Origin of the sequence: Plantibacter sp. 2H11-2 (assembly GCF_050031945.1) — a bacterium.
GTDB classification, from domain to species: domain Bacteria; phylum Actinomycetota; class Actinomycetes; order Actinomycetales; family Microbacteriaceae; genus Plantibacter; species Plantibacter auratus.
In genome coordinates, this window is record NZ_JBNBBL010000001.1 from 531,959 (window position 1) to 546,652 (window position 14,694).

Consider the following 14,694-nt stretch of genomic DNA (forward strand, 5'->3'; position numbering starts at 1 on the left):
CTTCGGTGGATGAGGGTTTCAGCCTATCGAACCGGGCTGGGAAGGCCGCTGGGTGCGTCTCGATCGAGGCGCTTCCGTGACCTCGTCAGCGGGCTTCCGGGACCGACGACGACGGACTCGACCATGACACCGCCGTCCGCTTCGACCCGGACTCCGGCGAGTTCGGCTCCGGCGGCGAGCGCGGTCGACGTGACGGCGCTGAGCAGCAGCCAGGCGTCATCGCGGCAGAGTTCGTCGAGCGGGACCTCGCGATCGAGATCGGTCCCGGCCTCGACGAGCCGCGCACGTTCCTCCGGCGACTGCGGTGCGAAGCGCGCTGTCATCCAACCACCGAGGGCCTGGACCGCGGCAGCCGTGAGGATGCCCTCGGGGGCTCCTCCCACACCGAGGAGCAGATCGAGGTCGCCGTCGGCGGCCGCGGCCCGCAGGGACAGGGCGACGTCGCCGTCCATGAAGCTCACGAGCTCGGCACCGGCGGCGGTCACGGCCTGGGCGGTCGCCGCGTTCCGCGGACGGTCCTGGACCGCGACCCGCAGCTGCTCGACCGGCCGCCCCAGCCGGGCCGCGAGCCGGTCGAGGGTCACCGCGATCGGGTCGGCCAGCGACAACTCGCGTCCCCCGCCGGCGGCGACGAGCTTCTCGAGGTAGTACGCCGGGCCGATGTCGAACATCGCACCGCGCGGGGCGATGGCGATCACGGCGACGGAGTCCGGCTTCCCGGAGGCAGCGAGCTTCGTGCCGTCCACGGGGTCGACGGCGAGGTCGATCGCCGGCCCCGCTCCCGTGCCGAAACGTTCCCCGACGAAGAGCATGGGCGCCCGGTCCTTCTCGCCCTCCCCCACGACGACGCGCCCGTCGACCGGGAGCGATTCGAGCGCTCGGCGGAGCGCATCGACGGCGACCCCGTCGATGCGCATGCCGTCTCCACCTCCGACGAGACCCGCGACGGCGGCAGCCGCGCCCCTCGTGGCGTCGAGGAAGCCGTCGAGGAGGTCGGTGTCCGGAGTGCGCTCGATCATGTCCCCATCGTGCCGTATGCCTCGGAGCCCGAGTCACTAGACTTCAAGGCGAATCGTCCCCACGCAAGGAGAAGACATGCCCGTCGCCACCCCGGAACAGTACGCAGCGATGCTCGACAAGGCGAAGTCGAACGGGTTCGCGTACCCGGCGTTCAACGTCTCGAGCAGCCAGACCATCAACTCCGTCCTCCAGGGCCTCACCGAGGCCGGTTCCGACGGCATCATCCAGGTCACCACGGGCGGCGCCGACTACTTCGCCGGCCACACCGTGAAGAACCGTGCCGCCGGCGCGATCGCCTTCGCGAAGTTCGCGACCGAGGTCGCCAAGAACTATCCCGTCACCGTCGCGCTCCACACCGACCACTGCCCGAAGGACGCGCTCGACGGCTTCGTCATGCCGCTCATCGCCGCCTCCGAAGAAGAGGTGAAGGCCGGTCGCAACCCGATCTTCCAGTCCCACATGTGGGACGGCTCGGCGGTCCCGCTCACGGAGAACCTCGAGATCGCGACCGAGATGCTGAAGCGCACCAAGGCCATCAACGCCATCCTCGAGGTCGAGATCGGCGTCGTCGGCGGCGAAGAGGACGGCGTCAGCCACGACATCAACGAGCACCTGTACACCACCCTCGACGACGCCATCGCGACCGTCGAGGCGCTCGGCCTCGGCGAGCAGGGTCGCTACATGGCCGCCCTCACCTTCGGCAACGTGCACGGCGTCTACAAGCCCGGCAACGTCAAGCTCCAGCCCGAACTGCTGAAGACCATCCAGGACGGCCTCACCGCCAAGTACGGCCACGGCCCCAAGCCGCTCGACCTCGTCTTCCACGGCGGGTCGGGTTCCACCGACGCCGAGATCGCCGAGGCCGTCGCGAACGGTGTCGTCAAGATGAACATCGACACCGACACGCAGTACGCGTTCACCCGCTCGATCGCCGGCTACATGCTCTCGAACTACGAGGGTGTGCTGAAGCTCGACGGCGAGGTCGGCAACAAGAAGGTGTACGACCCGCGCGCCTGGGGCAAGGTCGCCGAGTCGGCGATGGCCGCTCGCGTCCTGGAGTCGACGAAGCAGCTCGGCTCGTACGGCACCAGCACCTCCTAGTCACCTGCACCAACAGAACGGGCCCGGCATCGCTGCCGGGCCCGTTCTTCGTGTGTGGACGACTACGGCTGCTGCGAGCGGACGTACTCCATGAACGCCGGGTCGGCACCCATGGCCACGGCGAGACAGATCACCACGACCAGGTTCGCTGCGACACCGGCGACGAGCGGGATCCAGAAGGTCAGTCGACCCGCGCGGAGGGACCGGCTCGACAGGATGATGGCGCCCACCCACAGGGCGATCTGGAGACCGAGCGCCAGGATGCCCATGGCGCTCGCGAGACCGTCCGAGGAGTACCCCGAGACACCCATCTGCACGAGTGCAGGGCGGATCAGTCCGGGGAGGTCGAGCAGACCCGGCATGGTCACGATCAGGCCGACGAGGCCGAGTCCGAGCAGGATCGACGTCGCGATCCGGTCTCCGGCGACGGGTCGTCGGGCGGCCACGGTCGGAGCGCCCGGCTGCACCACCCCAGGCTCATTCGCCTGCTCACGCGTCTGCTCGCGGAGGGTCGGCTCCTGCTGCTGCCGCGGTTGCCGTTCGACGGGGACGACCGGCGCGATGCCGAGCTCCTCCGCCCGCTGTTCGTCGATGGGCTCGGCGATCCGGGCACGCTGCTCCTCGGGGGACGCGTACTCACCGAACTGCGGACGGGGGCGGGATTCGCTCATTGTCGACGCCCTCCCAGGGCGCGCGGATCGGTCGTGCCGGCAAGGTCTTTGCGCAGCTCCTTCGGCAGGGAGAACATGAGGTCCTCCTCGGCCGTCTTGACTTCCTGCACCGCGCCGTAGCCGGCTCCGGAGAGTTCTTCGAGGACCTCGTCGACGAGGACCTCCGGCACGGAGGCGCCGCTGGTGACACCGACCGTGACGACGCCGTCGAGCCAGGCCTGCTGGATCTCGTGCGCGTAGTCGACGCGGTAGGCGGCCTTCGCGCCGTACTCGAGCGCAACCTCCACGAGGCGCACCGAGTTCGAGGAGTTCGCCGACCCGACCACGATCACGAGGTCGGCGTCCTGGGCCACCTTCTTGATGGCGACCTGACGGTTCTGGGTCGCGTAGCAGATGTCGTCGCTCGGCGGATCCTGGAGCTTCGGGAACCGCTCGCGCAGGCGGCGGACCGTCTCCATGGTCTCGTCCACCGACAGCGTGGTCTGCGAGAGCCACACGACCTTGTCGGGGTCGGCGACAACGAGGTCGTCGACGGCTTCCGGGCTCGTCACGAGCGTGACGTGGTCGGGCGCTTCACCGGCCGTCCCCTCGACCTCCTCGTGCCCCTCGTGTCCGATGAGCAGGATCTCGTAGTCGTCGCGGGCGAAGCGCACGGCCTCGCGGTGCACCTTGGTGACGAGCGGGCAGGTGGCGTCGATCGCGAGCAGTCCGCGGTCGGCGGCGGCATCGACCACGGCTGGCGAGACGCCATGCGCACTGAAGACGATGTGCGCGCCGGACGGCACCTCGTCGACCTCCTCCACGAACACCGCGCCCTGGGCCTCGAGCTGATCGACGACGTGCACGTTGTGGACGATCTGCTTCCGGACGTACACCGGCGCGCCATAGTGCTCGAGCGCCTTCTCGACGGCGACGACCGCACGGTCCACGCCGGCGCAATAACCACGAGGGGCGGCGAGCAGGACGCGCTTCTCGCCGGCGACGGGGAGGTCTGCGAGGCGTCCGGCGATGCGTCGGAGCCTCGGCATGCCGAGGCCGATGGCTGGGGCGTCGCGGAGATCGGTCACGTGTGGATTCTACGCGGCAGCGCTCGGGAGTCGGCCGTGAACGGTCGGGTGGTCCGCGACCCCGCGCCGTCGGTGCTCGCGGCTAGGCTGGAGGGATGAGCGATGCACCGGCCACCATGGAAGCCCCCTGGCCGGTCGCGCTCCTCGGCACGAAGCTCCGCGACTACATCGACCGCCTCGGCACGGTCTGGGTCGAGGGCGAGATCACGCAGTGGGGAGCCTCGGGCGGCAACGTCTACGGCAAGCTCAAAGACCTCGAGATCGATGCGACGGTCGGGTTCACCATCTGGTCGTCCGTCCGGGCGAAGATCCCCGCCGACCTCAAGCAGGGCGACCACGTGGTCGCGTTGGTCAAGCCGAACTACTGGCTCAAGGGCGGCACGCTCACCATGCAGGTCATGGCGATGAAGCACGTCGGCATCGGCGACCTCCTCGAGCGACTCGAACGACTCCGTCGGCAGCTCGCCGAGGAGGGGCTCTTCGACGCGTCGCGCAAGCGGCCACTCCCGTTCCTCCCACAGTGCATCGGGCTCGTCACCGGCAAGGACTCCGACGCCGAGAAGGACGTCCTGCGCAACGCTGAGCTGCGCTGGCCGTCGGTCCGGTTCCGCGTCGTCCACGCCGCCGTCCAGGGCGACCGCACCCCTGGCGACGTCGTGAGCGCTCTGCAGACGCTCGACGCCGACCCCGAGGTCGACGTCATCATCGTCGCGCGTGGCGGTGGCGACTTCCAGAACCTCCTCGGGTTCAGCGACGAACGCGTGGTCCGAGCCGCGGCCGCCTGCACCACGCCCCTCGTGAGCGCCATCGGCCACGAGGCGGACCGCCCGCTGCTCGACGACGTCGCCGACCTCCGCGCCTCCACACCGACCGACGCCGCCAAGCGGGTCGTCCCCGACGTCGCGGAGGAGTTCGCTCGCGTGCAGCAGGCCCGCGTCCGGTTGTCCTCCCGGGTGACCTCGTTGCTCGGTCACGAGATCGACCGACTCGCGACGCTCCGCACCCGTCCCGCGCTCGCCGACCCGTCCTGGATCGTCGACTCACGGGCGGACGAGCTGACCCGCACGGTCGCGAGGGGTGCCGAGCTCATCGACCGCGCCGTCGAGCGCTCCCAGCGCGAGGTGACGGAACTCCGCGCGCACCTCCGCGCCCTGTCGCCGCAGCGCACGCTCGACCGCGGCTACGCCATCGTCCAGCGAGCGGACCCGGAGGCCGGCGTCCCGGGTGGCGCGGTCATCCGTGCGGAGGGCGACGCCCCCGCCGGGACGGAGCTCCTGGTCACCCTCGCCTCCGGCGCGATCGGCGCCTCCAGTACCGGCCCGGCCACGGCTGCCGCCCGGACCGACGACGAATAGGATAGATGCATGCCAACCCCCTCCGATGTCCAGGAGCTCAGCTATGAGCAGGCACGCGACGAGCTCGTGCGTGTCGTGTCCGAGCTGGAGCAGGGCTCGGCGTCGCTCGAGGACTCCCTCCGACTCTGGGAACGCGGCGAACAGCTCGCCCAGCGCTGCGAGGAGTGGCTGATCGGCGCGAAGGCACGGCTGGACGCGGCTCGCGCCGCCCAGCTCGGATCCGGCACTCCGGACGCATCGCGGTGAAGGACACCAAGCCGCCGCGCGTCGTTGCCGAACTCGGCCGCCCCGAGACGCCGCAGGAGACCGCCGACCGCAAGGCGGAGAACTCCCGCCTCTACCGCTCGCGCAAGACCGTCAACAACCTCGTCCTGTCGCTCCTTGCCACGGTCGGCCTCGTGGTCGTGATCGTGCTCGCCGTGCCCCGAGGTGAGGCCCCGGAACGCCCGACCGTCGACTACGCGCAGCTCGCCGGTCAGGCGCAGCCCGATCTCCCCGTCCCGCTCCTCACCCCCGAGCTCGGCGACGACTGGGGCAGCAACTACGCCGACGTCCGCACCGCAGCCTCACCGGTCGCCGGCACACCCGACATCCGCTCCTGGAACGTCGGACTCATCTCCCCCGACGACGAGTTCGTCGGCCTCGTCCAAGGCGTGGACGCCAACGACACCTGGCTCCTCGCCGAGCTCGACGAAGCCCGGCCCACCGGAACCGTCACCATCGACGGCGTCGAGTGGGTCGAATACGCGAACGGCAGCGGCTCCGACGACGGCAACGTCGCGTACGCCCTGTCGACCGTCGCCGGTCGGAGCACGATCGCCGTGTTCGGCACGGCGAAGCCCGAGTACGTCCTCGATGTCGCACGCTCCGTGCGCACCGGGGTCACCGCCAACCTCGACGCCCCGTCGGGCGCCCCCGCAGAAACGGACTCAGAATGACCCAGAAGCGCCCCGGTGCCGTCTGGCGCGAGATGCAGCGCGGTAACGCGCGGTTCGTCGCCGGTCAGCCCGCACACCCCCGGCAGGACGTCGAACGCCGCGCCACGCTCGCGCACTCCCAGGCCCCGGAGGCGGTCATCTTCGGCTGCTCCGACTCCCGTCTCGCGGCCGAGATCATCTTCGACAAGGGACTCGGCGACCTCTTCGTCGTCCGCAACGCCGGCCAGATCGTCTCCGACTCGGTGCTCGGCACCCTGGAGTACGCCGTCGGCGTCCTGCAGGTCCCGCTCATCCTCGTGCTCGCGCACGACGAGTGCGGTGCCGTCCGCGCGGCGATCGACTCGCAGGCGGAGGACGCCGTCCCGCTCCCGCCGTACATCGACCGGCTCATCCAGCAGATCGTCCCCGCGGTGAGCGCCGTCGCCGGACCTGCCCCGATCGACGCGGCCGCGGTGGACTCCTCGGAGGTCGGTCGCCGCCACCTGCGGCGTACCGTCATGGAGGTCGTCTCGAGGTCCGAGCTCATCAGCGACGCGGTCGCCGCCGGCACGGTGGCCATCATCGGCGCGAACTACAAGCTCCTCGAGGGGACCGCCATGGCCGACATCGTCATCGGCGACGTCACGGTCCCCGAATAACCATCCGCTCGCCGTCCGGCGCAGCACCCACCACCGCAATCGCACGAAGGAGAACGAACAGCGTGGTAGACACCTCAGCAACCGAGTACCGCATCGAACACGACACCATGGGTGAGGTGCGGGTCCCCGCGAACGCGCTCTACGGTGCGCAGACGCAGCGGGCCGTCGAGAACTTCCCGATCTCGGGCAGCGGGCTCGAGTCGGCGCAGATCGCCTCGCTGGCCCGGATCAAGAAGTCCGCGGCACTCGCCAACGCCAAGCTCGGCGTCCTCGACCAGGGTGTCGCCGACGCGATCGCCGCAGCGGCCGACGAGGTCATCACCGGCGCACACGACGCACAGTTCCCGGTCGACACCTACCAGACCGGCAGCGGCACCTCGTCGAACATGAACATGAACGAGGTCCTGGCGACGCTCGCGAGCGCGCGCCTCGGCAGCCCGGTGCACCCCAACGACCACGTCAACGCCTCGCAGTCCTCCAACGACGTCTTCCCGACCTCGGTGCACATCGCGGTCACGAGCGCCCTCATCGACGACCTCATCCCGGCCCTCGACCACCTGGCCGTGTCGCTCGAGCGCAAGGCCGAGCTGTGGAAGACCGCGGTGAAGCCCGGCCGGACACACCTCATGGACGCCACGCCGGTCACCCTCGGCCAGGAGTTCGGCGGTTACGCGCGCCAGATGCGTCTCGGCATCGAGCGTGTGCGCACGGCCCTCCCCCGCGTCGCGGAGGTCCCGCTCGGTGGAACCGCGACGGGCACCGGCATCAACACGCCGAAGGGCTTCCCCCAGCTCGTCATCGAGCTGCTCGCGCAGGAGACCGAGCTGCCCATCACCGAGGCCCAGGACCACTTCGAGGCCCAGGGCGCACGCGACGGACTCGTCGACGCCTCGGGAGCCCTCCGGGTCATCGCGGTGAGCCTCACGAAGATCTGCAACGACCTCCGCTGGATGGGCTCCGGCCCGAACACCGGTCTCGGCGAGCTGCACATCCCCGACCTCCAGCCGGGATCCTCGATCATGCCCGGCAAGGTGAACCCCGTGATCCCGGAGGCCGTCCTGATGGTCGGCGCCCGGGTCATCGGCAATGACGCGACCATCGCCTGGGCCGGCGCCTCGGGCTCCTTCGAGCTCAACGTCGCGATCCCGGTCATGGGCACGGCGCTCCTCGAGAGCATCCGTCTCCTGTCGAACGCGACCCGGGTCCTCGCCGACAAGACCGTCGACGGCCTCGAGGCCAACCTCGACCGCGCTGCTGCACTCGCCGGCTCCTCGCCCTCGATCGTCACCCCTTTGAACAAGATCATCGGCTACGAGTCGGCGGCGAAGATCGCCAAGCACTCCGTCGCCAAGGGCCTGACCGTCCGCGAGGCCGTCGTCGACCTCGGGTTCGTCGAACGCGGTGAGATCACGGAGGAGCAGCTCGACACGGCGCTCGACGTCCTCTCGATGACGCACCCCGGCTGAGTCGACCCGCTCGTCGAACGACCGGACGGCCCCGGAACCCTCGCGGTTCCGGGGCCGTCTCCGTCCGTGTGGTCACGCCGAGATGGCGATCGCGCTCCAGCAGCCGAGGAGCAGGAACGGGCCGAACGGGATGCGCGTGCGCCAACCGGCGGAGCCACCACGTGAGCGTGCGAGGCACACGACGACCACACCCGCGAGGCCGGCCGAGGAGACCGACACCACCGCGAAGAGCAGCACCGCGGACGTCCCGAAGCAGCCGACCGCGAGGCCGAGCAGCGCGCCGAGCTTCACGTCCCCCATGCCCAGCCCGCCGAGGAGGGCGCACACGTACAGGACGGCTCCGACCGCGAACCCCATCAGGAGCGGTTCGAGCGGGGCCACCTGACGCACTGCGGCATCGACCGCGGTGACCGGCACCGCGATGGCGAGCGCCGGCAGCACGAGACGGTTCGGGAGCCGCCGCTCCGCGACGTCGATGCGCACGAGCGGCGGCGTGATGCAGGCGAGCCAGACGAGCACGATGACGACCGGACGCGGGTCGGGGCCGAGCCGGGCCACAACGACGGCTACGAGCAGCAGCGTCGAGCCGGCCATCGCCGCGGTGGCGACACGCGGGCGCAGCCGCCTGCCGGTGGAGGTCGGTCGCGAGGGCATCCCGTCAGGATAGGAGGATCCTCGTGCCGGCCTGCGGCGTTCTCCACAGGCGGCCAGGGTCGGCGGGGCGGGCCCTGCGAGCCAGCCCCGCCGACGGCCGCTAGGCCAGCTCGTTCCCTTCGAGCATCTCGGTCACGAGAGCCGCGATGGCCGAGCGCTCCGAGCGCGTCAGCGTGACGTGCGCGAACAGCGGGTGCCCCTTGAGCGTCTCGATCACCGAGGCGACGCCGTCGTGTCGGCCGACGCGCAGGTTGTCGCGCTGGGCGACGTCGTGCGTGAGGACGACCCGCGAGTTCTGCCCGATCCGGCTGAGGACCGTGAGGAGGACGTTGCGCTCGAGCGACTGGGCCTCATCGACGATCACGAAGGCGTCGTGGAGCGACCGGCCGCGGATGTGCGTCAGCGGGAGCACCTCGAGGATCCCCCGCTCCACCACCTCGTCGAGCACGTTCTGCGAGACGACCGCGCCGAGCGTGTCGAAGATCGCCTGTCCCCAGGGGTTCATCTTCTCGCCCTGGTCGCCGGGCAGGTACCCGAGCTCCTGGCCGCCGACCGCGTACAGCGGCCGGAACACCATGATCTTCTTGTGCGCCTGTCGCTCGAGGACGGCCTCCAGACCCGCGCAGAGGGCGAGCGCGGACTTCCCCGTCCCTGCTCGACCTCCCAGCGAGAGGATCCCGATCTCGGGGTCGAGCAGGAGGTCGATCGCGAGCCGCTGCTCGGCCGAGCGTCCGTGCAGACCGAAGACGTCGCGGTCGCCGCGGACGAGCTTGTAGCTGCGCTTGCCCGTGACCCGCCCGAGCGCGGATCCCCGGTCGGAGTGGATCACGAGGCCCGTGTTGATCGGCAGGTCCTCGATGATCGGCGTCGTCCCCTCCTCGCGCTCCCACAGCGTGCTCATGTCCTCGGAGCCGAGGGTGATCTCGGACATGCCCGTCCAGCCGGAGTCGACCGCGAGTTCCGCCCGGTACTCCTCCGCCTGCAGACCGATGGAGGCCGCCTTGACGCGCAGCGGCAGGTCCTTGGACACGACCGTGACCGTCAGGCCGTCGTTCGCCAGGTTCAGCGCGACCGCGAGGATGCGCGAGTCGTTGTCGCCGAGCTGGAGACCGGACGGCAGCGAGGCCATGCTCGAGTGGTTGAGTTCGACCCGCAGGGATCCGCCGTCACCGACGGGGATCGGGAAGTCGAGGCGTTCGTGCTCGATGCGGAGCTCGTCGAGGATGCGGAGTGCCTGACGTGCGAAGTAGCCGATCTCGGGGTCGTTGCGCTTGCCCTCGAGCTCGCTGATGACGACGACCGGGATGACGACGGCGTGCTCGGCGAACCGGAAGAGCGCCTTGGGGTCCGACAGCAGCACGGACGTGTCGAGCACGTAGGTGATCTCGGCCTGCGCCTGATCTCCCCCGCTCGCCGTGTGGTCGGCGGGTCGCCGGCTCGGTCTCGTCGACGCGTCCCGCGTCTCGGTCCCGGCTGACGTGTTCTGGATTTCTCGCGAGGCCACAACCACTCCCACCCCGAGCATCTGATGCTCGGATCACTGTGCGAAACGGCCGCCTGCAGGGTTTCGAGCCGAACTTGTGTGGCCGTCTCGACCGGGCTCCATGCCCGATGAGATGAACGTACGTCCGGCCGCCGACATCGACGCGACGACACGCCCCGTGTCCTGTTACGGGGAGGTGAACAGATGGGGGCCGTCTCCTGGCCCGCCGGTGGTCGGACTGCGGCTCAGTAGCTCGCGGCCGTCGCGAACGAGAGCAGCGCACCGCGCAGCTGGTCCAGCGTCTGCCGGCTGGTACCGGCGTGCACGCTGAGCCGCACGGCCCCGGCGCGGATCGTCGCGGTGACGCCGTGGTTCTCGAGCGAGGTCCACAGCGTGTCGAGGACGGACTCCTCCGGCTCCAGGACGACGATGCCCGCGCGTTCGTGCTCGTCTCGCGAGGAGACCACCGCGACGCCGAACTCGTCCGCGAGCTCGATCACCTCGGCCGTGAGCTCGGCGATCGCGGCGTGGACCGCCGCGGTCCCGACGGCGACCGTGTCCTCCAGCGACGCGGCGAACCGCGCCGCCGCGAGCGGGTCGGGCCTGGTGATCGAGTACGCGCGCGCCGATCGGCTCGGTGCCGGGGTCGCGTTGAACGGCCAGGCCTCGTCGGTGCCGGTCACGCCGGAGAAGACCGGCTCGAGTCGCTCGACGGCGCGGTCGCTCAGGGCGAGGAATCCGGTGCCCCAGCCCGCCCGCATCCACTTCTGCCCGCCCGAGGCGACCACGTCGGCGACGGCGTAGGGGGCGTCGACCACACCGAAGCCCTGGATGGCGTCGACGATCAGGAGGCGGTCGCCGATCACCTCGCGGACGGCTTCGAGGTCGCAGACGTAGCCGGTGCGGTAGTCGACGAGGCTCACGGCCACGGCGGTGACGGCGTCGTCGAGCTGCTCGCGCACGCTCTCGGCCGTCACGTGTCCGCGTCGCGTCTCGAGCCATCTCGGCGTGAGCAGGTGCCGGTGCTCGGCGGCCCGCTCCGCGGCGAGCGGCAGCGTGGGGTATTCCAGGCGGGAGAGCAGGACCGTTCCGCTCAGGCCGAACATCGCGTGCATGAGGCCCTGCGAGGTGTTGGGCTGGGCGACGATCTGGTCAGCTCGGAACCCGGTGAGCGTCCCGACGGCGGTCCGCATCCGTTCGTCCTGCACGTCGACCCCGCCGAGCGTGCCGGGGGTCGCACTCGCGAGCACGTCGTTCCAGCGGCTGGCCTCGAGGACGACGGACGCCGCCAACGGACCGACACTGCCGTAGTTGAGATAGCCGTCGACCTCACCGAATCCCGCTTGGAAGGCCTCCAACCGGGACGCCGTCTCCGGCTCGTCCGGCTCCGAGGCCGGAGTCGAACGGCTCATCCGCCGAACCGCCGCTGCCGTCTCGAGAAGTCGCGGAGGGCGCGGAGGAAGTCGACCTCGCGGAGGTCGGGCCCGAGCGCCTCGACGAAGTAGAACTCGCTGTGGGCGCTCTGCCAGAGCATGAAGTCGCTCATCCGCTGTTCGCCGCTGGTGCGGATGACGAGGTCGGGGTCGGGCTGGCCTCCCGTGTAGAGGTGCTCACCGATGAGGTCGGGGGTGAGCAGCGCCGCGAGGTCTTCCAGGCTCCGACCCTCGAGGTGGTGCTTGGCGACGATCGCGCGCATCGCGTCCACGATCTCGGTCCTGCCGCCGTAGCCGACCGCGAGGTTGATGTGCATGCCGGAACGGTCGGCCGTGCGCTCCTCCGCGCTCGTCAACGCCGTGCGCAACGACTCCGGGAGTCCATCGCTCGAACCGACGTGCTTCACGCGCCAGTCACGGTAGTGCGAGAGCCCCTCGGCGAGGTCGGCGATGATGTCGACGAGGTCGTCCAGCTCGTCCGGTGCGCGGTTCACCAGGTTGTCGCTCGACAGCAGGTACAGGGTGACGACGCCGATGCCGAGGTCGTCGCACCAGGTCAGGAACTCGCGCATCTTCGCCGCGCCGGCCCGGTGGCCGTGCGCCGCGGTGTCGTACCCGAGTTGCTTGGCCCACCGCCGGTTGCCGTCGATGATCATCGCGACATGGTGCGGCAGCGTCTGCGGAGTGAGCGCCTTCCGGAGGCGCCGTGCGTAGACGCCGTACAGGAAGCCGTCCACCGGTGCGGAATGCCTCGTCATCACCCTGCAACGCTAGTGCAGTTTCCTGCATCGCTCCCAGTACGCGTTCCGTGCCACCCCGTATCCTGGACCCATGACGAGTGGAGACCCCGAGCTGCCGAAGCTGCCGTTGCTCGAGGTCGCCGCCGACGATGCCGCCGCACCGGAGGAGGTCAAACCGACCTGGCGCGGATGGCTGCACGCCGGGATCTTCCCCATCTCGATCGTCGCCGGGATCGTCCTCGTCGTGCTCGCACAAGGCGCGGCCGCGAAGTGGAGTTCGACGGTGTTCGTGCTCACCTCGATGCTGCTCTTCGGGAACTCGGCGTTGTACCACCGGTTCTCCTGGCGCCCCTCGGTCAAGCTCCTCCTCAAGCGGATCGACCACGCCAACATCTTCCTGTTGATCGCCGGCACCTACACGCCGCTCGCCGTGCTCGCGCTGCCACCGGCGCAGGGCAACCTCCTGCTCGTGCTCGTCTGGGGAGGCGCGCTCCTCGGCATCGGCTTCCGCGTGTTCTGGATCAACGCCCCGCGGTGGCTCTACGTCCCGCTCTACCTGGCACTCGGGTGGGGTGCGGTCGCGTACCTCGGCGACATCGCCCGCGGCAACTTCGCCACGATGGTGCTCGTCGCCGCCGGTGGCCTGTTCTACACGGTCGGCGCGGTCATGTACGCGATGAAGCGACCGAACCCCTGGCCGGGGCGGTTCGGGTTCCACGAGCTCTTCCACCTGTGCACGGTGCTCGCGTTCCTCTGCCACTGGTCCGGGATCCTGCTGATCGCGATCGACCCGGTCTACAACCGCTGACGACCGACGGCCCACCGAGCGGCGAGGCGTCGCGGTGGTGGCGTCAGCGGGCCGACTGGTCCGACGGCGGGCGAGGGTCGTCCTCGACGCCTGCGGGGGCCGCCTCACCGGCGTCGCTCCCCGAGCGGTCCGCGGCTGCCCGCTCGGCGACCTCGGCCTGGAGCCGCTCGTCGATCTCCGCGCGGTAGTTGACCCGGCGCACGCGACGCACCATGTCGATGACGAGGAAGACGACGATGCCGGCGATGGCGAAGGTGATCACGAAGCCCCACGGTCCCGGCGTCACCTGGTTCTCGTCGAACGCCGGCGAGGGCGACGGCGACGGCGTGACCGCCAACAGGACCTCGGTGAACAGGTGGTGCATCATGCGGTTCCTTCGCTGGTGTCGATGCCGTCGAACAGCTCCGACTCTGGGGTGGTCGACGCGACGTGCGACGTGACCAGTTGGTAGTCCTCGAACGGCCATGCGGCACGGAGGACGTCGTTGGGCCAGAAGAAGAACGGTGAGTCTGGCGGCACCTGGCTGCCGTGCGCCCGTAGCGCGGCGTCGCGCGCCTCGAAGAAGTCGCCGACGCGCACGTGCGTCGTCGCGAGATCGGGCCGGCCGGCCATCCACTCGCGCATCTCGGCCAGTCGCTCGACCGCCGGGTCGTCGGGGTGGTGCTCCAACAGGTAGGCGTACACGGCCTCGAGCCGGGCGGGGCTGAACGAGCGGTCGTAGTAGAGCTTGTCGACCCGCCAGGGCTCGCCCGCTTCGGGATAGCGCGTGGGATCTGCCGCCGCTTCGAACGCCGCGACGCTCACCTCGTGGCACCGGATGTGGTCGGGGTGCGGGTAGCCCCCGTTCTCGTCGTAGGTGATGATGACCTGCGGCCGGAAGGAGCGGACGATGCGCACGAGCACACCGGTCGAGACCTCGAGGGGGATGTCGGCGAAGCTCGCGGGTGGGACCGTACCGTCGTCGCGTGCCATCCCGCTGTCCTGATAGCCGAGCCACCGGTGCTCGATGTCGAGGATCTCCTGCGCCGCGGCCATCTCGAGGCGACGGTAGCCGGGGAGGTCGCGCTCGATCATCGCGACGTCGGCGAGTCCGGGGTTCTGGAGGTCGCCGCGTTCACCACCGGTGCAGCTGACGACCATGACCTCGGCGCCGAGGCTCCGGTAGTGCGCGAGGGTCGCCGCCCCCTTGCTCGACTCGTCGTCGGGGTGCGCGTGCACGGCGAGCAGTCTCATGGTCATGGTGCTCCGCCTTCCGGCTGGTCTGCGCGAGGGGACCGCTTCGCGACTCGTGACGTGACGACGCGGTCGGGACTCCGCATC

General features: G+C 70.2%; 16 protein-coding genes. 7 read left to right on the forward strand and 9 right to left on the reverse strand.

Annotated elements, in window-relative coordinates; translation table 11 throughout:
- Positions 1-23: 23 nt before the first annotated feature.
- On the reverse strand, positions 24-1,019 hold the full coding sequence (locus ACQG07_RS02455) for a fructose-bisphosphatase class II (RefSeq protein WP_426737044.1): 996 nt from the start codon (positions 1,017-1,019) through the stop codon (positions 24-26).
- Between the two features lie 76 nt (positions 1,020-1,095).
- Between ACQG07_RS02455 and fbaA the strand changes: the two genes are divergently transcribed.
- On the forward strand, positions 1,096-2,121 hold the full coding sequence (gene fbaA, locus ACQG07_RS02460) for a class II fructose-bisphosphate aldolase (protein ID WP_085510491.1): 1,026 nt from the start codon (positions 1,096-1,098) through the stop codon (positions 2,119-2,121).
- Between the two features lie 62 nt (positions 2,122-2,183).
- On the opposite strand, the gene ACQG07_RS02465 is transcribed toward fbaA, so the two are convergent.
- Positions 2,184-2,792 carry a DUF6264 family protein gene (locus ACQG07_RS02465; protein ID WP_085510490.1) on the reverse strand — a complete coding sequence of 203 codons (609 nt, stop codon included), beginning with the start codon at positions 2,790-2,792 and terminating at the stop codon, positions 2,184-2,186.
- Positions 2,789-3,820 (reverse strand): 4-hydroxy-3-methylbut-2-enyl diphosphate reductase, encoded by a 1,032-nt coding sequence (locus ACQG07_RS02470; protein ID WP_426737339.1) that lies wholly within the window; start codon positions 3,818-3,820, stop codon positions 2,789-2,791. The genes ACQG07_RS02465 and ACQG07_RS02470 overlap by 4 nt, the downstream gene beginning before the upstream one ends.
- A gap of 134 nt (positions 3,821-3,954) precedes the next feature.
- Here ACQG07_RS02470 and xseA point away from each other — a divergent pair, with 134 nt between their 5' ends.
- The 5 genes from xseA to ACQG07_RS02495 all read left to right on the forward strand — a co-directional run bounded on the left by xseA (position 3,955) and on the right by ACQG07_RS02495 (position 8,256).
- Complete coding sequence (gene xseA / locus ACQG07_RS02475) at positions 3,955-5,214, forward strand: exodeoxyribonuclease VII large subunit (RefSeq protein ID WP_064296441.1); 1,260 nt, start codon at positions 3,955-3,957, stop codon at positions 5,212-5,214.
- A gap of 9 nt (positions 5,215-5,223) precedes the next feature.
- The gene (locus ACQG07_RS02480) at positions 5,224-5,460 is read left to right on the forward strand and encodes an exodeoxyribonuclease VII small subunit (RefSeq protein ID WP_064296575.1); all 237 of its coding nucleotides are present in this window, start codon (positions 5,224-5,226) and stop codon (positions 5,458-5,460) included.
- Positions 5,457-6,152, forward strand: coding sequence for a DUF4245 domain-containing protein (locus tag ACQG07_RS02485; protein WP_167620449.1), 696 nt, complete (start codon positions 5,457-5,459; stop codon positions 6,150-6,152). Before ACQG07_RS02480 ends, ACQG07_RS02485 begins: the two co-directional genes overlap by 4 nt.
- Entirely contained in the window at positions 6,149-6,790 is a 642-nt protein-coding gene (locus ACQG07_RS02490; RefSeq protein ID WP_079705503.1) for a carbonic anhydrase, read from the forward strand. Before ACQG07_RS02485 ends, ACQG07_RS02490 begins: the two co-directional genes overlap by 4 nt.
- 62 nt (positions 6,791-6,852) lie before the next feature.
- Complete coding sequence (locus ACQG07_RS02495; RefSeq protein WP_082455866.1) at positions 6,853-8,256, forward strand: class II fumarate hydratase; 1,404 nt, start codon at positions 6,853-6,855, stop codon at positions 8,254-8,256.
- Between the two features lie 72 nt (positions 8,257-8,328).
- Here the strand turns inward: ACQG07_RS02495 and ACQG07_RS02500 are convergent, their stop codons facing one another.
- From ACQG07_RS02500 to ACQG07_RS02515, 4 genes are all read right to left on the reverse strand, one after another.
- Positions 8,329-8,910, reverse strand: coding sequence for a prepilin peptidase (locus ACQG07_RS02500; protein WP_426737045.1), 582 nt, complete (start codon positions 8,908-8,910; stop codon positions 8,329-8,331).
- 100 nt (positions 8,911-9,010) lie between these two features.
- Positions 9,011-10,435 (reverse strand): PhoH family protein, encoded by a 1,425-nt coding sequence (locus ACQG07_RS02505; RefSeq protein ID WP_086473691.1) that lies wholly within the window; start codon positions 10,433-10,435, stop codon positions 9,011-9,013.
- A 203-nt stretch (positions 10,436-10,638) separates the two neighbouring features.
- Positions 10,639-11,805, reverse strand: coding sequence for an aminotransferase class V-fold PLP-dependent enzyme (locus ACQG07_RS02510; protein WP_426737046.1), 1,167 nt, complete (start codon positions 11,803-11,805; stop codon positions 10,639-10,641).
- On the reverse strand, positions 11,802-12,584 hold the full coding sequence (locus ACQG07_RS02515) for an isoprenyl transferase (protein WP_085510483.1): 783 nt from the start codon (positions 12,582-12,584) through the stop codon (positions 11,802-11,804). Before ACQG07_RS02515 ends, ACQG07_RS02510 begins: the two co-directional genes overlap by 4 nt.
- Positions 12,585-12,657: 73 nt before the next feature.
- Here ACQG07_RS02515 and trhA point away from each other — a divergent pair, with 73 nt between their 5' ends.
- Positions 12,658-13,374 (forward strand): PAQR family membrane homeostasis protein TrhA, encoded by a 717-nt coding sequence (gene trhA, locus ACQG07_RS02520; RefSeq protein ID WP_202939035.1) that lies wholly within the window; start codon positions 12,658-12,660, stop codon positions 13,372-13,374.
- Positions 13,375-13,417: 43 nt separating this feature from the next.
- On the opposite strand, the gene ACQG07_RS02525 is transcribed toward trhA, so the two are convergent.
- Positions 13,418-13,741, reverse strand: coding sequence for a hypothetical protein (locus ACQG07_RS02525; protein ID WP_426737048.1), 324 nt, complete (start codon positions 13,739-13,741; stop codon positions 13,418-13,420).
- A complete protein-coding gene (mca, locus tag ACQG07_RS02530; protein ID WP_079706259.1) occupies positions 13,738-14,613 on the reverse strand; it encodes a mycothiol conjugate amidase Mca in 876 nt (291 codons plus the stop codon). The genes ACQG07_RS02525 and mca overlap by 4 nt, the downstream gene beginning before the upstream one ends.
- Positions 14,614-14,694: the final 81 nt, after the last annotated feature.